This window comes from Christiangramia lutea, assembly GCF_022489035.1.
Classification (GTDB): domain Bacteria; phylum Bacteroidota; class Bacteroidia; order Flavobacteriales; family Flavobacteriaceae; genus Christiangramia; species Christiangramia lutea.
Map to the genome: position 1 here is coordinate 124339 of NZ_JAKVTV010000001.1, position 20348 is coordinate 144686.

General features: G+C 35.0%; 15 protein-coding genes and 1 pseudogene. 6 read left to right on the forward strand and 10 right to left on the reverse strand.

All coding sequences use genetic code 11. From position 1 onward, the window contains the following. Positions 1 to 204: 204 nt before the first annotated feature. Positions 205 to 1149 (reverse strand): calcium/sodium antiporter, encoded by a 945-nt coding sequence (locus ML462_RS00615; protein ID WP_240711794.1) that lies wholly within the window; start codon positions 1147 to 1149, stop codon positions 205 to 207. Between the two features lie 129 nt (positions 1150 to 1278). Between ML462_RS00615 and ML462_RS00620 the strand changes: the two genes are divergently transcribed. Both ML462_RS00620 and ML462_RS00625 read left to right on the forward strand, forming a co-directional pair. After that, positions 1279 to 1641, forward strand: a complete 363-nt coding sequence (locus ML462_RS00620; protein WP_240711795.1) for a BlaI/MecI/CopY family transcriptional regulator — start codon at positions 1279 to 1281, stop codon at positions 1639 to 1641. A 239-nt stretch (positions 1642 to 1880) separates the two neighbouring features. Further along, a complete protein-coding gene (locus tag ML462_RS00625; RefSeq protein WP_240711796.1) occupies positions 1881 to 3671 on the forward strand; it encodes a M56 family metallopeptidase in 1791 nt (596 codons plus the stop codon). A gap of 241 nt (positions 3672 to 3912) precedes the next feature. Here ML462_RS00625 and ML462_RS00635 read toward each other — a convergent pair whose 3' ends face one another. Then, a complete protein-coding gene (locus ML462_RS00635; protein ID WP_240711798.1) occupies positions 3913 to 4428 on the reverse strand; it encodes an adenine phosphoribosyltransferase in 516 nt (171 codons plus the stop codon). A 9-nt stretch (positions 4429 to 4437) separates the two neighbouring features. Further along, complete coding sequence (locus ML462_RS00640; protein WP_240711799.1) at positions 4438 to 5091, reverse strand: DUF2461 domain-containing protein; 654 nt, start codon at positions 5089 to 5091, stop codon at positions 4438 to 4440. A 190-nt stretch (positions 5092 to 5281) separates the two neighbouring features. Here ML462_RS00640 and ML462_RS00645 point away from each other — a divergent pair, with 190 nt between their 5' ends. The 4 genes from ML462_RS00645 (at position 5282) to ML462_RS00660 (ending at position 10222) form a co-directional block, all read left to right on the forward strand. Then, positions 5282 to 5620 (forward strand): hypothetical protein, encoded by a 339-nt coding sequence (locus ML462_RS00645; RefSeq protein WP_240711800.1) that lies wholly within the window; start codon positions 5282 to 5284, stop codon positions 5618 to 5620. 232 nt (positions 5621 to 5852) lie between these two features. Continuing rightward, positions 5853 to 9056 carry a TonB-dependent receptor gene (locus ML462_RS00650; RefSeq protein WP_240711801.1) on the forward strand — a complete coding sequence of 1068 codons (3204 nt, stop codon included), beginning with the start codon at positions 5853 to 5855 and terminating at the stop codon, positions 9054 to 9056. Between the two features lie 88 nt (positions 9057 to 9144). After that, positions 9145 to 9693, forward strand: a complete 549-nt coding sequence (locus ML462_RS00655; protein ID WP_240711802.1) for a DinB family protein — start codon at positions 9145 to 9147, stop codon at positions 9691 to 9693. A 22-nt stretch (positions 9694 to 9715) separates the two neighbouring features. Further along, positions 9716 to 10222 carry a RidA family protein gene (locus ML462_RS00660; protein ID WP_240711803.1) on the forward strand — a complete coding sequence of 169 codons (507 nt, stop codon included), beginning with the start codon at positions 9716 to 9718 and terminating at the stop codon, positions 10220 to 10222. A 5-nt stretch (positions 10223 to 10227) separates the two neighbouring features. Here the strand turns inward: ML462_RS00660 and ML462_RS00665 are convergent. The 7 genes and pseudogenes from ML462_RS00665 to dndC form a co-directional block, all read right to left on the reverse strand. Then, positions 10228 to 11561 (reverse strand): annotated as a pseudogene (locus ML462_RS00665) (serine hydrolase domain-containing protein). Positions 11562 to 11666: 105 nt separating this feature from the next. Then, positions 11667 to 13049, reverse strand: a complete 1383-nt coding sequence (locus tag ML462_RS00670; RefSeq protein WP_240711804.1) for a S41 family peptidase — start codon at positions 13047 to 13049, stop codon at positions 11667 to 11669. A gap of 281 nt (positions 13050 to 13330) precedes the next feature. Then, the gene (locus tag ML462_RS00675; RefSeq protein ID WP_240711805.1) at positions 13331 to 14680 is read right to left on the reverse strand and encodes a DGQHR domain-containing protein; all 1350 of its coding nucleotides are present in this window, start codon (positions 14678 to 14680) and stop codon (positions 13331 to 13333) included. Next, entirely contained in the window at positions 14680 to 15243 is a 564-nt protein-coding gene (locus ML462_RS00680) for a hypothetical protein (RefSeq protein ID WP_240711806.1), read from the reverse strand. The genes ML462_RS00675 and ML462_RS00680 overlap by 1 nt, the downstream gene beginning before the upstream one ends. 5 nt (positions 15244 to 15248) lie before the next feature. After that, on the reverse strand, positions 15249 to 16802 hold the full coding sequence (locus tag ML462_RS00685; protein WP_240711807.1) for a DndE family protein: 1554 nt from the start codon (positions 16800 to 16802) through the stop codon (positions 15249 to 15251). Further along, positions 16792 to 18888: a DNA sulfur modification protein DndD gene (gene dndD / locus ML462_RS00690; protein WP_240711808.1), complete on the reverse strand. Its 2097-nt coding sequence runs from the start codon at positions 18886 to 18888 to the stop codon at positions 16792 to 16794. Before dndD ends, ML462_RS00685 begins: the two co-directional genes overlap by 11 nt. Next, complete coding sequence (dndC, locus tag ML462_RS00695; RefSeq protein WP_240711809.1) at positions 18888 to 20213, reverse strand: DNA phosphorothioation system sulfurtransferase DndC; 1326 nt, start codon at positions 20211 to 20213, stop codon at positions 18888 to 18890. The genes dndD and dndC overlap by 1 nt, the downstream gene beginning before the upstream one ends. Positions 20214 to 20348: the final 135 nt, after the last annotated feature.

Genomic DNA, 20348 nt, shown 5'->3' on the forward strand with positions numbered 1-20348 from the left:
CTAAACCATATAACAGGCTTCGATAAATCAACTCAGGGATTATACCAGCTGAAGGGCCAGAGATCTATATCAAAGTCAGATAATATTAAGGTTACCGGAAAAAATTTATTTAAACAGTGGAATCTTGTTCGGTGTGAGCTTATATTTAAACCTAAGATGATATTAAAATTAAGGGCCGTCGATAAAAAGCTTTAATTTTTAAGATTATATAAAAGCCAGTAAGATAAAGACTGAATAACCCGCCAGTAAAACAAAGCCTTCTTTGCGTCCCATCTCAGAATATTTTGGGATAAGCAACATTGGTAACAAAATAAAGGCCATACCCAGCATCCAAAACATATCGTTGCTAAGTATTTTAGAGGATTGAACTACCACAGGCTTTATTAACGCTGTAAGACCTAGAACCGAGGCGATATTGAAAATATTAGATCCTATAAGATTTCCTAAAGATATTGCCTTTTCCTTTTTTATTGCCGCGATCAATGAAGCTGCAAGTTCAGGAACACTTGTCCCAACCGCAATTACAGTAACAGAAACCACCCGCTCACTAATACCTAGTTGGGTAGCAAGATCTACCGCACCTTTAACTAAAAGCTCAGAACCTCCCCAAAGCGCAAAGATCCCAATTATTAACCATATGGACATTTTAAAACCGGTAACTTCCCGAAGTGATTCATCCACTTCCTCTGCGATTACATTATCTTTCCTTCTGGAACGTTTAATTAAAATAAATAGATAGACCACCAATCCTAAAAGCAAAGCACCGCCTTCAATCCTTGTGAGTGTATTATTACTTAAAAGGAAAAAATAAAGAACAATGGAAAACACCATCATTATGGGCCAGTTAATTCGGTAAAAGTCACGATCTACCATAAGTGGCGAAACCATGGCCGTTATGCCAAGCACCAAACCTATATTCGCGATATTAGAACCAATCACATTCCCCAAGGAAATATCTGAGAATCCATCAATAGCTGCCTGAAGACTAACCAGTAATTCTGGCGCCGAGGTAGCAAATGATACTACGGTCAATCCAATCACCATCCTGGAAATGTTCAATTTCAAGGATAAAGCTACTGATGACCTCACCAGGAACTCCCCTCCTATTACCAGCAACACAAAGCCAACGAGTAGATAAACAATGCTCATAAAACAAATTTTGGCGAAGATAGAAGAAATGCCTTAAAAATCAGCGAGATTAAAAAACAACTACTTTTATAGTTTATCAACTATTTTTTTCGTTATATTTGAAAATAATTAGACAGAAAGTATATTTCCATGGAAAAACTTACCAATAAAGAAGAGGAGATCATGCGAGTCCTTTGGGAGCTCGAAAAAGCCTTCGTGAAGGAGGTTCTGCCAGAATTAAAGGATCAAAAGCTACATTACAACACAGTTTCCACGATCATAAGAAATCTCGAAGAGAAAGGTTATGTATCCCATAAAGCTTTCGGAAATACACATCAATATTTTCCGCTGGTAAGCAAAGAGAAATACCGGAAGCAATTCATGAATATGGCCACTAAAAGATTCTTTGATAATTCTTTTAAAAATGTAGTCTCCTATTTCGCCAAGGAAGAAAAGATAAGTGCAGATGAACTAAGGGAGATACTGGATATTATCGAAAAAGGAAAAAAATAATGGAAAGCTTGCTCATATATTTTTTTAAAGCCTCTGCCCTGCTCTCGATCTTTTATCTGAGTTATGTTTTACTGCTAAAAAGAGAAACTTCTTTTCAGTTAAATAGAAAATTCCTTTTATCAGGATTGCTTTTTTCAGCGATACTCCCTTTAATCTATTTTACTAAGAAAGTCTATATCGAGGCCAGCCCTAGTAACTATAATTTTATCACAGAAACTGGGGTGAGCAATCAAATACCTGTGGAAAATACGATTGACTGGTGGCAAATTGGCGGAATTACTTATATGGTAATTACAGTTTTTTTTCTACTTAGACTTTTCCTTCAATTTGGCTCTGTTCTCAAAATAATTTTATCGCATAAGTTTGAAAATAAAGCTGGCATTAATTATTTAAAAACTTCAGATACTAAATTACCGTTTTCGTTTTTTAATTACGTGGTCTTTAATCCGGAAAAACATTCAATTAAGGACCTGGAACTAATTCTTGAACATGAGAAAGTTCATGCCAGGCAGTTTCATTCAGCAGATATTTTATTTGTGAACTTAGCAACTTGCATTATATGGTTCAACCCCTTAGTATGGCTTTATAAAAAAGCTATTGAACAGAACCTGGAATTCATAGCAGACCGCGAAACGGTTAACAATAATGCCGATTTAAAGCAATACCAGCATGCGCTGGTACAAGTTTCAATAGCCGATTTTACTCCGGCACTCACTAATCATTTTTATAAATCATTTATCAAAAAACGAATTCTTATGTTAAACAAAAAATCATCAACACAAAGTCCGGCATGGAAGTTAGGCCTGGTTATGCCCCTAATCCTTGCTTTCATGCTACTTTTTAATGTTAGAACCGAAGCACAGGTAGTTGAGACCAAGGAGACCAAAAACATCAAAGAAGCGCCTGCTCCTGAAAGGGTTGAGGAATTAGAAATTGAGGAAGTAATCGAACTCGATGACGAGCTTGCAACAAATGAAGAAGTTAATATAGAAATTAAAGAAGCTCCTCAGGAAAACTGGATCCTTAGAAAATCTCCAAGATCTGAAAATCCTTCAGCCAACTTAGGTAAGGATCTGCTCTACGTTCTAAATGGAAAAAGCTATAAGGCTAGAAAATTAAAAGGAAAATACATCGCTTTGGAAAGTAGACCAAAGATACTAACCGGTGAAAAAGCGGTCTCCCAGTATGGTGATAATGCTGAAAATGGTGCTATCATTATTCCGAAGGCAGATATAATCAGGAATTTTGATAAGGTTATGGACGAAGCTGAGGGAAGGACCGAGTTCTCAGGAAGATATATCATGGTAGATGAATATGGAAAACCAAATTATGTAAGGCTTAATTCTTCTACTAGTGCTCCTCGGCAACAAAGGATATTCCAGGGAGGAAATCACGCCCAGGTCAGAGTCTCCCCCGCAATGAATAATCACTATGTAGTAAGGAGTTCGAGCCCGAAATGGAATTCAGATAAAAATATTGTGTATGAATTCAAAACAGATGGTAAAAAGAATGGTAAGAACAAAAATAAGGTCAGGGTTCGTAGAATTTCCAATGACTCAAATAAGATAAGTATTAATACACAGGAAGCAGAGCCTATTTACGTGGTTGACGAAGAGATCCAAACTAAAGATTATATCCAACTAATCGAGCCTGAAGAAATTGCTTCTATAAATGTTCTTAAGGGTGGAATGGCGATCAAGGAATATGGAAATAAAGCTAAGAATGGAGTGATTATAATAAAGACCAAGGAATTCTCGGGAGAAAGCAAAGCAGCGATTTTTCAGATTAAAAATTCTTTTACTCCAGAACAGATCGAAGCACTAAAGAATGAGGTTAAAGCCAAAACCCAATATACCCTTGAACTTAAGGACATCAAAAGAAATGAAGATGGCATTATAACCAACATTAATGTGAGGTTTTATAATAGTAAAAGCATGGTTAATTCCCAATATAACAACGAGAATGGGATACCAGATATTCTTGTAGGCTTAAGACCAGGGGGTGGACTTACAATTTCAGCCTCGGAATAATAAAAAATTTGAATGCCATTAAAAAACCTGTCAATCTTATAGTTGACAGGTTTTTTGATACTTTCTTTATCTTTGGTTTAAATCAACCAACCATGAAAAAGAAATTTTTTAAATTTTTATCCAAGTTGAATAAGAAGTTTTTACCGAGTTATTCTAAACAGAAATTGGATCTACGAAAAGCCAGCAAAATTCAAATGGCTCTTATAGGCTGGAAACTTTGGGTTACCAAAAATTCGCTGGATTAGGAATACTTTATTAAGGACGACACATCGTATTTTGAAATCCTATCGGCCCCTTTAAGAAAACCTAGCTCCACGAGAAAATTACATTGCACAATTTCTCCTCCGCATTTTTCTATCAGCTTACAGGTAGCTGCAGCAGTACCCCCTGTGGCCAGTACATCATCGTGAAGCAAAATCTTTTCTCCTTTTTTAATAGCATCTTCGTGTATTTCCAGTGTATCGCTTCCATATTCCAGTTCATAATTCTCAGAGTGGGTCCTATGGGGTAATTTTCCGGGTTTACGAACCGGAATAAATCCCGCATTAAGCTTATCAGCCAGAAGAGTGGCAAAGAAAAATCCTCTTGACTCTATACCTACGACCTTATCAATATTCGTGTGTGGCAAGTTATCTATAAACATTCCCACCGCAAGTTGCATCGCTTTTGGATCAAGCAAAAGTGGAGTTATATCCTTATAACTAACACCTTTCTTTGGAAAATCCTGTACGTCCCTTATGAATGATTCTAATTCCATGTTTTTATTTTAAACAGTTATCGCGTGATTCAGATAATTTCTGAATGGTAACATTTTTTTATAAATATCAACCAGCTTTTCCTGAAAATCATCTTCCATGATCTCTTTTTGGGTAAGTTCATGCATCACCGCAAAGCTTTTATTTCTAAGAAGATCTATGTGCTCATGGTCTTGAGAATATCCTTTAGGGGCAGTCTTTAATTTTTCTTCTTCCATGAGTCCCCCAAAGGTTTCCTTAAAAGACTTTTCTCTCAGAATCTTTTTAAATTCATTTCCATTATAATCTATTGCCGCCCTAATACTGTCCAGAATCTGCTTTTTCGGTTTATAGAATCCTCCGGCTACAAAACTACCATTGATACCAATATGAATGTAAAAGTCACCTTTGCCCTTTTCCTTATCCAGGCCTGCACCGAAATGATCTTTGTAAATGGGTTTATCAGGATGAAACAGTAAATTATTATTGATGCGGTTTATAGCCTGTTTCCCGGTAGTTGGGGAATAATCTGGATCTACAGCTGCCAGTTTTATATCCATTTCATTCAGCCACTTAATATAAAAATCCCTCACCTCGTGGTATTGTTTTCTGTGCTCGTCCATCCACTCTTTATGGTTATTCTTATTGAGGTTTCTTAGAAACTGAAATAACTTGTTGAAGCTCATATTTTTCTTTTAAAGATATTAAACGGATAAGAAAGGTAATATTCCACACCGTAATTAGGAATAATTCAAAACCCTAAAATATCATAAACTTTTATTAATCAACGTTTTGCATTCATGTAAAAATCATTTGAGTTAATCCCAAAACTCATTTCAGGGTATATTTAATTGCTTAACCACTAAATTTAAGGCTATGAGTTATAAAAAACTGGGAGAAGACGTCTATCTTCCGAAACAGCAAGGAAAACCTCTTCAGAATATTAGGGATATCAAATTCAATTATTATTTATCTAGCAGGATCGATGGTGCAAAAATATACCTTGATATCACCTCAAAAATTTTTGGATCTGGTAATACATATATCAGAAAATCCTGCTATAGGGTGAACTTAGGAGAAATGGAAGATTGTGTAAAAAGAAATATAAAGGAGCATATGTTACATTTAGGTATTCCCCCAAACTTTATTCCTAAATCGTTGAAGAATGTGAAGAAAATTAAAAACCAAAACCTGTATTCAGAGAAATCATTTTAAAGCATTTTTTTCATACTTCTCCAGATGAACCCTGCTATTTTCAGCAGGGTTTTTTTGTTGAATTAAATCTATACAAAAAAATAACTTTTTAAATAAATTCTAAAAACCTGTATTTCATTAATTTATGTTTTAAAAATTGAAACTAATAACTCAAAAATTTAATATTACACTTAAATAGGAAATAGTACTTTTGCAGAAATTTAAGATTAACTTAACACAACACAAATCAAACATGAAAAGATTATTACTGCTATTTACAGTAGCATTACTTACAGGATTAACCGCTACTGCTCAGGTAACGACAGCAGAGATTAGTGGAGATGTTTTTTATGAGGGCAGCACCCCTCTTCCCGGAGCTAATGTTACCGCAGTGCATACCCCAACAGGAACTACATACGGAGCTGTTACTAATTTTGATGGAGGATTCAACCTTTTAAATCTTAGGGTTGGTGGTCCATACAAGATTTCTGTTAGTTACGTAGGATTTAAAACTTCAGTAATTGAAGGTATTAATCTTAATCTTGGACAAACTTTCAATGTGGAAGTGGAGATGGTATCTGATGCTACTCAACTCGATGCAGTGGTTATCAATGCTACCAGAAACCAGATCATTAACAGTGATCGTACTGGTGCCGAAACCAATATTGGAAGGAGAGAATTAAAATCTCTTCCAACTATTTCCAGGTCTGCTTCAGATTTTTATCGATTAGAACCTACTGCTTCAAGTAATGGGTCTTTTGGAGGAAGAAATGACCAATTCAACAACTTTAGCCTTGATGGATCTATCTTCAATAACCCATTCGGGTTGGATGCAGCTACTCCTGGAGGTCAAACCAATGCGCAGCCAATTTCGCTAGACGCGATAGACCAAATACAGGTTTCTACTGCTCCTTACGATGTTACCCAGGCTGGTTTTACTGGAGCTTCTGTAAATGCAGTTACTAAAAGTGGTAGTAATGAAATTGAAGGTACCGTCTACGGATTCTACAGAAACGAAGAAATGACAGGTGATAAAGTGGGTGGTGATGATATAATCGTACCAGACCTTAAGCAGGCGCAATACGGATTCAGCATAGGAGCTCCAATTGTAAAAGACAAACTATTCATATTTGCCAATTTTGAAAAAGACGACCGTGAAGACCTTGGATCTAACTTTGTTGCCGGAAGACCTGGATTAACGGGAGCTAATGTTTCAAGAGTTTCTGCTGAAGACCTTGATTATGTGAGAACAGAACTGGCTAACTTAGGATATGAGACAGGACCTTATGAAGGTTTTACACATGAAACTGCTTCCACAAAAGGTATTTTAAAACTTGACTGGAACATCAACCAGGATCATCGTTTGGCGTTCATCTATAACTTCATGGATGCATCCAGAGATCTTCCTGCTCACCCGGAAGCTGGTGGAAGAAGAGGACCAGACTTTACTACGCTTCAGTTCAGAAACTCTGGTTATACCATCAACAATAAGATCGACTCGTGGTTAGTTGAACTTAACTCTAATTTTGGAAACAACATATCGAATAAATTCCAGGCAGGTTACACTTTCTTCGATGACAGCCGTGATCCTTTTTCTACTCCTGCCCCTGCAATGAGCATACAGGAAGACGGGACTCGTTATATTATTGTTGGGCACGAGCCATTCTCGATCAATAACAGGTTAGAACAGAATGTTTACCAGATCACCAATAACCTAAACCTGGTATCTGGGAATCATACCTTTACATTTGGAGGTAGCTTTGAAAAATTCGAATTCGATAACTCTTTTAACCTTGGAGCTTATACCTATTTCAATGAAAATGGCGGAGTTGGTTTTTTTGCGCCAGATTTTGCAAGTGTAAGAACCAATCCTGCAAATCCAGGTGGAAGTTTCCAGGAGGCTATAGAAAACGGGCTTATTGCTGAATCATTAACGAATGCTCAAAACGTATTCGACATGAATAATGAGAACGGCAGCTGGGCACTTGCCGAGACCAATGTTGGTCAGCTTGCATTTTATGCTCAGGATAGATGGAAGATCACTGATGACTTCACCTTCACTTATGGTCTTCGGGTTGACAAACCGTTATATTTTGACACTCAGGAAAAGATCCAGGAGAATATCGACAGACTTGCTGGAGGAACTTTCCCTGATGGAGATTACCAGCCAGGGATCACTTATTTTGATGAAAACGGCGACCCAACCAACCTTAGCAGTTTAGACCTTCCTTCTAAAGACCTACTTTGGTCTCCAAGACTTGGTTTCAACTGGGATGTTTTTGGAAATAACAAGTTGCAGGTTCGTGGAGGTACAGGGATCTTTACAGGTAGACTTCCATTCGTTTGGATTGGGAACCAGGTTGCCAACCCGGCATTCTATTTCTACCAGACTACTGCACCAGACTTCCAGTTCCCACAGGTTTGGAGAAACAGTTTAGGAGCAGATTATAGATTTGAAAATGGTCTTGTGGCTACTACAGATTTCATTTACACAAAGGATCTTAATGCGCAAATGGTAAGAAATTATGGTCTTGCTAATCCAACTGGAAATCTTAACGGTGTAGACAATAGACCAGTTTACCTTGACAGCGACAGAGCAGTTAACGAATTTGGTGGTATCACCAACGCTTATGTATTCACAAATACTGACGTAGGATATTCATTCAACTGGTCTACGAAACTTGCTAAAAGTTTTGAAAATAATTTTTACGCCAGTATTGCTTACAATTACCTGAAAGCTGAAGATGCCAGCTCCATCGAAGCTGAAATTTCCAGTGATGCTTATGATCGTAATCCAGTACTTGGAAATACTAACGAAGCGGTTAGCACTCCATCCAGATATGGTGACAAGCACAGAATCGTTGGTCAGTTAAACAAGGAATTCAACTACGGAAAAGATAACAGATGGAGAACCTCTATTGGAGCATTCTATGAGTATGCTCAGGGAGGAAGATTCTCTTATACTTATTCTGGGGATATCAACAATGACGGTTCTGGACTAAATGACCTTATTTATATCCCTACCCAGGAAGAACTTCAGCAATATACTTTCACAGGAACGCCTGAGGAACAGGAAACTCAGAGACAATCTCTGGAACAGTTCATTCAGCAAGATGATTATCTTAACGAAAACCGCGGGGATTATGCTGAAAAATACGGAATTCTTAGTCCATGGAGAGGTCGTTGGGATGTAAAAATTCTTCAGGACTATAACTTCAAAGTGGGAGAAAAAACGAATACTATCCAGTTAAGTTTAGATATACTTAACTTCGGAAATCTATTGAACTCAGATTGGGGTGTAATTGAACTGCCTGTAAATGATCAGCCAATTGGGGTGAATGTAGGTGAAGACAATACACCGGTATACACTTTTGGAGACCAGACCAGGACTTTTACCAATGATTTCAGTCTTGATTCAAGATGGCAGGCCCAAGTTGGTTTACGTTATATTTTCTAATATTACTTACCACATAATTCCAAAAAAAGCAGTCTTAGAAATAAGGCTGTTTTTTTTTATCTTTAGTTTTCACCCGACAATTACTTCGATGAATAAATGGACCGAAGAGATCGATAAAATAACCGGTAGATTTGTAAACTCTTTCAGTATGCTTTCAGAAAAAGACCTGAACTGGAAACCTTCACCGAAAGTATGGAGCATTGCCGAAAACATTGATCATCTAATTACTTTAAATGAAACATATTTCCCTGGTTTCAGCAAACTAAAAAAAGGCACCTACCAGCTGCCCTTTATCTCCAGGTTTGGTTTCGTGGTTAATTTCTTCGGAAACATGATCTTAAAATCAGTTCAGCCAGATAACCTGAAGAAAACTAAAACCTTCCCTATCTGGAGACCGAAAAAAAGTGAATTCAGCAAGAATATACTTAACCGGTTTGAGGAACATCAAAAAAGATTAAAAGAAGAGATAGAAAAGATAGAAGATAAGGTAAAGGAGAATGCTGTTATATCGTCTCCTGCCAATAAAAATATCGTATACAGGCTTGAAACTGCATTTGACATTCTGGTTGCTCATGAAAAACGGCATTATTTACAGGCAGAAAATGTATATAAGCTATTAAAGACCGAAAAAAGTTAAGTCTTCAACTAAAATTTTAAAAATGAAATATCTTTTAAGCCTGGTAATTTGTTTTAGTATTCATCTCGTTAGCTTTTCTCAGACACCGGAACAAAATCTTGAAAAATTGGGTATCGAATTGCCTGAAGTGACCACACCTGTAGCTAATTATGTGAAATGGCGCCAGGCAGGAAATCTTCTATTTTTAGCTGGAGACGGCAGCGAAGTAAAAGGTAAATTAGGCAAAGACCTTTCTATAGAAGAAGGCTATGAAGCAGCCAGGCAAACCGGTATCGATATTATCAGCACTCTAAAGGCAGCGACCGGAGACCTCAGCAGAATCAAGCAGTTCGTAAAAGTTAGAGGCATGGTGAATTGCACTCCAGATTTCTATGATCAGCCCAAAGTGATAAATGGTTTTTCAGATCTGATGGTAGAGGTTTTCGGCGAAAAAGGAAAACATGCCCGGGCCGCCGTAGGACATTGCTCCTTACCATCCAACATTGCAGTGGAGATCGAAGTTGTGGTAGAGCTGGAAGGTACACCTTAATTTTTTCACATTTTAATACCTTTTATCTCATTTCCATTAATATTGATTATCATATCATTTCCATCAAATTCTATGCGGAGTTCACTGGTATAGGTTAACTTCAAAAAACCATCTGAAGCGGCAAGGAGTTCGTCGTCAAGAAAAAGTCGGCCATCAAATTCCTGTAATTTCAGCTGAGAACGGTCTATGCCCAAATGCTTTTTAAGTTCTGCTTTACTAAAAGAGTACCAGCCCAGATTCTGACTGTAGTTATCTGGTTTGGCAAGTTCAGCTTCAGCAGGTAAATTTACAGATTCTCCCTGTGTGACCAGGTAAAGATCTCTCAATAATTGCAGGATAGGCGTATTTCCCCAATTAGAAGTAATACCTATAAAACCACCAGTATCAGGTATCCGAATAATCACACTTTTAGTTCCATAACCACTACCCGCGGCAAAATAGATTTTCTCTTCCCCAAATGATTTGATGCTCCAGGCATAACCTTCGGCATCGGTTTCCCCGCTTTGAATATGTGGCTGAAACAGAAGTTCAGAATACTTTCCATCAAGAATGATCTCATTTTCTATTCCTCTGATATACCTGTACAGATCATTGGGATTAGAATATAAACCGCCTCCGGCATTGTCTCCCAAATGCTTACTCCTTTGAGCAGATTCAAGACCTTTCGAACTAAGTCTATAGGGTACCGCCTGATTTTCAATAACATTCTGCCCGTCATAATAGCCAATATTTACCAGCTGTAAAGGTTCCAGAATATTCTCTTTAAGATATGCTTTATAACTTTGCCCGCTCACCTCTTCTATAATTGCGCCAAGGAGAATAAATCCTGGGTTAGAGTATTCGTACCGCTTCCCAGGCTCGAACATCAAGTCAATTGTTTCAATCATTTTTAATTGCTGTGCAAATGTCTTTTCATGATGAGCCTGTATTCCAGACTCCCTGGGAAGCCCCGAGCTATGGGTTAATAAATGATGAATGGTCACTTTGTCTTTCCAACTGGCATTTAATTTGGCAGGTATAGAGCAATAGGCTTATGGAGCTCTAACCTAGAATCCTGAGCCAGCCTGAGGATCGCGGTTGCGGTGAAGGTCTTTGAAATAGAATTAATTGAAAATCTGGTTTCAGCAGTATTTGGAATGCCAAAACTTCGGTTCGCCAGTCCAAAGCTATCCTCGTAAATATCTTCATTATTCAAAACAACTTTAACATTGCCTGAAAACCCATAGATTTTCTGGTAAGATTCGCACACCTGTTTAAACTGTTGAGTGGTAGAACCTGGCTGGGCAGAAAATTTTAAAAGGCATCCAAAAAACAGGGCAATGATTAACGTATGTTTCATAGTTTAAGGTATTAGAAGAAACCGAATTAAGGTCATTTCAAGGATGGTTGAAATTTGACTTTATTGAGATATTTTTCTATAAATATCAATTGTTGGAATTCGGAATTATGATTTACCATCTATAATCTCATGAAGGCCTTCCAGAATTTCATCATTTTCATCCAAAAGATGATCTTTTATTTTGATATCAGGTATAACTCCTTCTGCTTTTCTACTGCCGTTCACCCGAACAATATATCCTTTTGAAATATTCACAACGATGCCGGTTTCGGGTAACGTATACTGAAAAATGGAAGCATACAATGAAGGATATTCTCCGGTTTCCTCTCCTACAATAGTTCCGAAACCATAATCCTGGATCTGGGCCGCTGTAACTGCAGATTGGGAATAGGAATGCCGGTTTACCAAAACATAGACCTTTCCGAAAAATCTTCTACCTAAAGGCTGAGGTTGTTTTTCTTCAAAATCGTATGTGTAGATTTCACCGTTTTTATGATCAAGAATACTTTTCCAGAAGCCCTGGGTAGTATCATAACTTTTGCGGACATGATCTTTCAAGACCTCACTCGTCTTCAGGGAAAATTCTGAATTCCACTTAAAATTTTTATCGGCTATATATGAAACCAGGTAATCACTAAGTGCATCATCCCCACCAGGATTGTTTCTTAGGTCGATAATAAGGTTCCTGCTTTTTATTTTATTGATCTCGACAAATGAAGAATCTATAAATTTTTGAAACTTCTCTTCTTCACCGCTAAATCCGCCTGGGTTTAAATACGCGGTTCGGCCTAAAAATATTAGTTTTCTCTGCGAATTTAAAATATCCACCCTCCTGTACTCGAATTCCTCCATTGCCTTAATTGCCGGTAGCCTGTATATTCTGTTTTCTCCCTTAGAGCTTATTTCCACTTCGAAAACGTCTTGTTGCCCGTAAACCTGCCAGTAATAACGCGGAAAAGCAAATAATTCAATCTTTGCATCCTTAAAATAAGGCCTTTCCGCAGAAACCTGGAGATACATTTTTCTTTTAATTCCGGAAATGGATTTACCATTAATGCTCAAAACTTCTGCACCATGAACAATGGAGTCTATCCCAGACCAGTTTTTTCTTACCAGGGCCTTATCGTCTTCAAAGGCGATCTCCAGGGGAAAGACCTGTCCCCCATTTTGCGCAAACTCTATATAGGATTGCGCCGGAAAATCTATCCAGGTATGTCCATTATTTGCTGCAGAAGTGAGCTGCTGATAGAGATTTATTGTTTCCAGAAGGCTAAAACTATCTTTGACTACAGAAGATCTCAGCTTTTCATATTGGTTTGAAAATTCATCTTCAGAAGTGTAGGCATAAAGATTGTAATGCGCTTCCTTAAGCGTCTCATTCAAATTTTGAAGGTCATTTAAAACCTGTGCATTGGAAAAACATGGTTTCTGCCCGAACACCTGAAGACTTAAAAATAGGGCAAGAAATATAATGTATTTTGATCTCATATTCCAGACTTTGCTTTATAGACGAGACTATAAATTAAGTGTTGCAAAAACGTTTGGATGGAATTTAAGAAAAAATTGCATTGCGAGATAAAGTTCCTTAGCCTTAGCTCCGGAAAGGTTGGAAAAATTACATAATAAAAAACCCTAACTAACAATTCAATAGTTAATTAGGGTTCACTTTGTGACCTCGCCAGGGTCGTTACTTAAAAAGCTATTATCCACACTTTTCGATAGTTCACAAACAATTTTAGTTACCAGAGGGATAATTATAGGGATAATTTTTAATCATTTGCTTCTAACTCTTTTAGAGCTAACACCCTGTCATCGTCTAAGGTCTTTGGCGGCCAAATCGCCAAATGCATATCTAGATAAAAATATTTCTTACCCCTTTGATTAAACGAGTATCTATTAATATCACTAATGTTTAGATTCGATAGTTTAAATAAGAATTTACCATAAAAAATATCATCAGCGAAACCATAATCAATAGGATGTTTTATGGGAAATTCCATCAAGATATCATCTAGAATATTCATTAATGCATCATAACCCACTGAAGTTTGTAAAATATTCTTTGGTACCTTTTTTTCGAAATCCCAATATGACAACTCCTCATCATTAGTTTCTTTGAAGATAAATACCTTTCTAATTTCATAAAAATAGTAGAATAAAATATCTGAAATAAAAAAATCATTATCCGTAGCATAGTAATTCCTAAACGGTAAAAACTTTTTAGAACCCGATGATCTGTTTAGAAGTTTTTTTCTTTCCTTATATCTATCATTTTCTGATTCTCTTAAATTTTCTGATATACGAGAAACTATAGACTTAACCATTGCGGCTTGAGTTAAAGGAGGATTTTCTCTTCCCCGATAACTTTCACCGTAAAGTTTAATTCGCTTATAAAAAGGTGACTTACTATGTCCATTTAAACTTAAAACAACTTGAAGAGCAGTTTTCTGAGGTGTATCTGTGGTGTCTAAGCCAAATAAGCTATAAACTAAATTCTGGGAAACTCTTTTTTGTGTTCTGTTGATAGTAGAAAATATCATGGCCTGATATTCTAATGTTTTATCAATGAAAAAAGTAACTACCAATTCTATCTCTCTTAAATCTTCTAAACGATTTTGATACTTTTTTAATTGAGCTTCCAAATCGTCGGAATGATTTTTTCTCAGAGTTCTAATTAATGTATTGATTTCTTCTTCTAATCTCGCAATAGCTACTTCAATACCACGAATTCTGTGTTGACCATCAATTATAGTAATAAAAATATTACCATCTTTTTTATCTAATTCCTGAAAAACTCTGGATTCCAATTCAATTTCAACTTGACGATCATTATGAACTTCATAATTTTCTATAACCTCTCTTGGTATATGAAGCACAATATTGGTAGGAAACGTTGCGTCCGGATCATGGATTAAAAAATCCGCAATTTTTTGGACTCTCGAATTTTCAATATTTCTTTGAATTTCTCGATTATAAATCGGGTTTTCTTCTTCATCATATCCTACAATCAACCTTTTAGTATAACGAGTGAATTTAAAAATGTTCTCGATAGAATATACACCTATCAAAAAATCTTGTTTATTCTGCCTAACCGGAATTGCCTTTATATTCTCACTCATTAGTTCCAACCTTTACCATGTTTTTTTCCGCCATCTTTTCTTATGTAATCATCATAAGTTTCTAATTCGTAAGCCTTTTGATACATTTCATCCCTAATAATGAAAATATGAGAACCTACTCGAATAGAAATACCCAACACAATTAGACCTATAATTAAAATTAGAATTAATTGAAATAAATTATCTGGCTTATAAAATGCAGGAAGAAAATATAATACTGTACCTATCAATATTAATGTGATCTTGTAATCACTTAACTTTTGAAACAAATTAATAGCATCTTCCTTTAAATTATCATTCTTATACTCTTTCTTTCTTATTAAATAGCTGGACATTGCAAAAAGAATATTTATTCCTAATAGAGATATACTCCCACCAATTAGATGATTTTTGAACTCTTGAGCATTTCTAAAAACCAATATGAAAAAAGCCGAAAGAATTATTATTCCAATAGGGAACCATAAATTGTGAAAGAACCATTTCTGAAATTCTGGATTATTTTTCTTCTTACATCGATCAATTATTTCCCTTTGTTTTTCAGTATACTTAAAATGTCCAAACATTACTTTTACTTAGTATTAAAAATTTTTCCAAATTCGAATTCATCAATATTGGAAATAGATTGTCTAGGTTTTATCTCTTCCATAGATCGATTAACCTTGGTTCTCTGTTTTTCTCCTGCACCTAAAAATTTGCTTATAGCTTTCCAGTTATTTCCATCTTTTATAGACATTAGAAAGGCTGACTGGCACATAGAAGAAAAATCAAATTCAGGTTGATTGAACTCTTCAATTCCTTGAGAAACAAGCATAACAGCCACACCTTGTGACCTAATTTCTCTTAAAAGTTTTTCAAGAATTTCCTGAGATTTTTTCTCCTTAAATACATTATGAGCTTCATCAATTAGCAGAACATATCTAAGGGCGCTATGATCTTTCTCTATAGCAACTTTATCCATATTCATGAAAGTGTTATAGAGATAATATATTACAAGAAAAGTAGCAGTAAATCTAACCTCTTTACTTAATTCACCTGAAAGACTGAAATAATAATTATTATTGATAAAATCTCCCTTCTTCTCATTATCGAATAATTCAATTTCGGTAAGACCTATTAATATTTGAGTAAGACTTGAAGGCTTATCTCCAGCTATCTCATATACATTCTCCAGAATTTCTTTGATCGTTGGATAAGAACCATCCTTATGGTTCTCAAATGAGGATATAGTAGCATCCTTTAAATTTTGTTTCTGAACGTTTCCAAGATTAGCATATTTTGAAATTATATCAACAAAACGTCCAATACCTACAATCTTATTCTTTTCATTAACATTATCAATAAAGGACAAGGGATTAACAGGAAAAGATTTTTGAGGTGTATCAATTAATTCTGCATTAGTAACATTAAAAAAACTTTTAAAGTCATCATTGTCTTTATCACTCTCATTTAAACCCTTAAAATCCAGGTAAAGAAAATTAACTTTACCCTTACTTTCCTGAACAATTCTTTCTAAAATTTTTCTGGAAAAGTAAGATTTTCCGGTTCCAGAATTACCGGCGACGGCAATATGGCAATTATTATATTTAGAAGTGTTATTAGGTGTGAAGTATATTTTTTCTGCTTCTTCGGTTTCTCCTACGAGTATTTTTATTGGATCAGCATAACCTTCTTTATCCTCAATGTAGAAATTATTATTTCTGGAAAACTCGAATCGATCATCCACATTTTCCATTTCTTCAATACCCAATTCTATATTATCGAGTAAAAACTCAAAACCCGAGAAATTTGAATTCTCTTCAAAAAAAGTATTAATCAATTCTAGTCCATGATCAAGATGCATTTTGATATACTTCCTGATATTAGAATCATCCTTATGTAGAGAATACTTTTGACATATTAAAGCTATATAATAATCTCGATAATTACCGAATAGAGTTTGATCTTTATATTCTTTTCCACCGAATGGTTTCAGATCATTTTCTAAACTTAACTCATGAGATTTACTTATGGAATAAGCTATTGCTATTCTGGATATATGATTTTCAGTACCTAAACTCAATCGATTTGTTAATACCTTAACGAATGGTTCAGTTTCTGGCGCAGTACTTATATTAAATTGCATCTACTTTTTCTTTTTGAAAAACTTCGAATAGTTCTGAAGCTGGATCTACATTAAAGAAGGAACTATTTTCGTTACTATAATTCTGAATTAGATATGCCTTATTCACTTTAGGTAGTAAAATATTATACTCTTCCTCCGACATTTCTTTTTTCAGGAGAGGAAAAATTATGACTTGATCTGAAACCTCAGGATAAAAATGCTTAACAATACTTGAAGAGTGATCAACATCAAATTTCTGCATTGGAGAGTCTATAAATACTGGAAAATCAATATTCGACTCTTCCACTAGTCCTTTAAGTAATGCGGTAGCGTAGAGCTGTTGCTCTCCTTTAGAAAGAGAATCTTTATTTATTTCTTTTCCTCTAGAATCAATTAAGTTTATCTCAATATTTTCTCCTAAAATTTCAACGCTAACGTCATCAATAAAACTTTTCTTATGAAGTAATAAATCAAGCCCTTCTTTTATTCTTTTAGCTAAAGATTGCTTTTTCTCTAATTTGAATTCAGCAATAAAAGTTTTTAAATATTGTATAGACTTCTCTACCTCCTGGCTTATCTTTTGCTTATCTTTCGAGACTTCTAATTTGTCGGAAATTCTTTTTATTTCCTTCGTAGCATTATTTATGATATTTCTATTCTCCTCAATATCGCCAGAAAGAGCACCCATTGTTCGCACCTTCTCATCGTATTCTTTTTCTAATTGAGCTTTTTTCTCTCGATCGGCTTTAACCAGAGCATCTTCTGCTTTTTCCTCTGCTAATTTGATTCTCTTAGAAATATCGTTTAATTCATTCTTGGCGGTTAAAAACTGGGAATTAATTCTATTAAAGGTTTCTTTAAAGGAAAGTTTAATATTATTCACAAATGCATTTAACTCTGCTTTTTCAGACTCGGAGAAATTATGAATTATTTCTAATTCTTCATTCTGATTAGAATCATGAGATAAATGCTTTTTAAGCAACTTTTTTAAATTTTCCACATAGAACCCTTGCACTTTATGATTAAATACTAAATCAGCAGGCTTAGGCACCGATATAAGGTCATTGATAATATCGTCTGTTAATCCATCTATTTTTTCTGAGTCAAATTTCTGAAGGATAATTTCTCGCTCCTTTATAACCTGCTCCAAAACTTTTGTCAATAAATTGCCAGCGATAGCAAATGGTATAAACTCGTAATGCGTTTTTAAATCGCTATTCAAGGTTGCAACATTGGATTCTAAAGTCTCTTTACGAGATTTTAATTCATTTAACTCCTCGACTGTAATTAAACTACCTTTACTGATAAGTTTTTCTTGCAGCTGGTTAATATCAAATTTTAAAGCAAGCCTATCCTCTTCTAGTTCCGAAATTTCATCCTTTATCTCGATGATTTTCTCTTCAGCATTTTCTGTCTCAACCTTTAACTCTCTTAGTCTTCTTTTTTCTTCTGCATTAGCAGTATCAGATTTCAACTTCGTTAAATAGTTCCCGAGATCATCTTTTAGATTTTCATACTGCTTAATTCCTAAAACTTCAGAATATGCTTTACTTAGTTTTAATCTTTCCTCTGCGGTATGAATTTCAGCTAAAGAGACTATTTTTTCCGCATCAAAGAAGAAAAATTTAGCAATCTCTTTTGGCATTATAAAATCACGGATAAAATGCTCTTCAGTTACATCTTTAACTAATTCACTTTTGTGATTATCGATTAAAACTTCAATTTCTTCATCCTTATTACCTTCAGTATAATAGGTTCTTGTAACCTTTAACTCATTGCAAGTTACATCTGGGATATTTACATTACCAAAAGTAATAGAAACGGAAAATTTTGTTTCTCCTTCATGGGCTGCTAACCTATTTAAACTATTCCTTATATATTGACGATAATTTCCGCTACTTTCTATCTCTTTTTTGTAAATATCATCAACGTCGCTCATTTGCCTTCCGTAAAGACACCATACTAACGACATTAGAAAAGTGGTTTTACCAAAACCGTTTTTACCACTAATTACAATGATATTATTTTCTTCATTTACTGAAAGGTCAATTGAATTTTCACCCTTGTAAATTCTGAAATTATTGAGCTCGATACTTTTAATTATCATTAGGCTGAAATATGTTTTTTATAAATGTTCTCAATATCCTCTATAAGACCTCTTCTCCTCATCATAATAACTTTTGATTTTTCGAGTTTTATTAGATCTTGAATAAGTTTAAATTGAGACTTGTCCCCACCACAAGATGATAACAACAATTCTTCTTCTTTTTGAATTGCGTGATTATGCTCCTTCATATCGAGAGTTTTATTAAAGACTTTATTGTAAATATCGGAAACTTTATAATCAAAAAACAAATCCCTATACCAAGTAACTTGAATTGCAATTAACTCTTGATTATTAATGAGTTCAATCTTATGGCCCAAATCATTAATTTCTTTCTGCGCCAAAAAGATTCTTTCTAATATTTCTGCTCTATGTTTCAATTTTACAACACCACCATTCGGAGTTGCGGCTTTATTACCGTTACGCCTAAAATCTGATCTATTTTCAGGTTTATTCCTTTCATCTTGAATCCAATTTCTTAGATCTCTCAATGGAATTAACCAATCATTACCGTTCTCAATTTGGGCTGAAATAGATTTATCTTTATTTACTACTGTACAAGTCCAACATCCAAATCTACTTTGTCCGCAAGATTTATGAGATTTATTTGCTACCATTGTGGGACATTCATAATCATCCGCACTAGCATCAGAATAAATGCTAAATAACTCCGAATTATCTGCACCCCAAGGAGATTGAAAAGAATTGATAATGTACCATACTTCTTCCAGCTCTAGATTTTTAATAGGAGAATATACAAATACATTTTTTTGCAAAGGATGCTTCGTAAGCCTTTTACCCTTAACTTCATGTTTCTTAATAGATTTTGCTCTACTAGCACTTTCACTTTTTCTCGTTCCGACTAATATTATTGCCTCATCTTCTGGTTTTAAAGTTTCTTCAATAAATCTTGAAGTAGGCTTAATTTTCAATCTTTCGGTACACCACCTAAATGAATTGTTCGGCGCAGGATAACCCTTTCCTATTAAATTTACCCAAAACGAATCCTCTAGTCTAGGTTTTGTAGTCCTAACCTTTACGGGTAAAGAATGCTTTAATGCCGCTTTCTCTATTTTCTCTAAAACCCCATAAACATAATTTGTAATTATGGGATTTTCAACTAGTGTGTCATTGCAAACAACCCACACTTCTCTCTTTAAAAATTCTTCTCCAAAATGTTTTTTAACCTTTAGTAGATTCAGCCAGACTAAGGTTAACAATACCGTTGAATCTTTTCCTCCACTAAAGCCAATAATCCAAGGACGATTATTATCATCTATTAAGTATTGGTCAACCAATTCGTTGACAATATGGTCAGCTTTTTTCATATCCTGTAAAGAAAGCACTTATACAATACACTTTCAAAAAGAATTAAATCAAAAATGAAGTTTTTTTTAACAATTTAATTCACGATTAATAGCTCATGTTCTATGAACTTATTAAATTAAAATTAAGATGTAATA

Coding starts and splice junctions, on each gene's coding strand:
- ML462_RS00615 (WP_240711794.1), bottom strand. CDS start 1,149: ATGAGCATTGTTTATCTACTCGTTGGCTTTGTGTTGCTGGTAATAGGA.
- ML462_RS00620 (WP_240711795.1), top strand. CDS start 1,279: ATGGAAAAACTTACCAATAAAGAAGAGGAGATCATGCGAGTCCTTTGG.
- ML462_RS00635 (WP_240711798.1), bottom strand. CDS start 4,428: ATGGAATTAGAATCATTCATAAGGGACGTACAGGATTTTCCAAAGAAA.
- ML462_RS00640 (WP_240711799.1), bottom strand. CDS start 5,091: ATGAGCTTCAACAAGTTATTTCAGTTTCTAAGAAACCTCAATAAGAAT.
- ML462_RS00645 (WP_240711800.1), top strand. CDS start 5,282: ATGAGTTATAAAAAACTGGGAGAAGACGTCTATCTTCCGAAACAGCAA.
- ML462_RS00650 (WP_240711801.1), top strand. CDS start 5,853: ATGAAAAGATTATTACTGCTATTTACAGTAGCATTACTTACAGGATTA.
- ML462_RS00655 (WP_240711802.1), top strand. CDS start 9,145: ATGAATAAATGGACCGAAGAGATCGATAAAATAACCGGTAGATTTGTA.
- ML462_RS00660 (WP_240711803.1), top strand. CDS start 9,716: ATGAAATATCTTTTAAGCCTGGTAATTTGTTTTAGTATTCATCTCGTT.
- ML462_RS00670 (WP_240711804.1), bottom strand. CDS start 13,049: ATGAGATCAAAATACATTATATTTCTTGCCCTATTTTTAAGTCTTCAG.
- ML462_RS00675 (WP_240711805.1), bottom strand. CDS start 14,680: ATGAGTGAGAATATAAAGGCAATTCCGGTTAGGCAGAATAAACAAGAT.
- ML462_RS00680 (WP_240711806.1), bottom strand. CDS start 15,243: ATGTTTGGACATTTTAAGTATACTGAAAAACAAAGGGAAATAATTGAT.
- ML462_RS00685 (WP_240711807.1), bottom strand. CDS start 16,802: ATGCAATTTAATATAAGTACTGCGCCAGAAACTGAACCATTCGTTAAG.
- dndD (WP_240711808.1), bottom strand. CDS start 18,888: ATGATAATTAAAAGTATCGAGCTCAATAATTTCAGAATTTACAAGGGT.
- dndC (WP_240711809.1), bottom strand. CDS start 20,213: ATGAAAAAAGCTGACCATATTGTCAACGAATTGGTTGACCAATACTTA.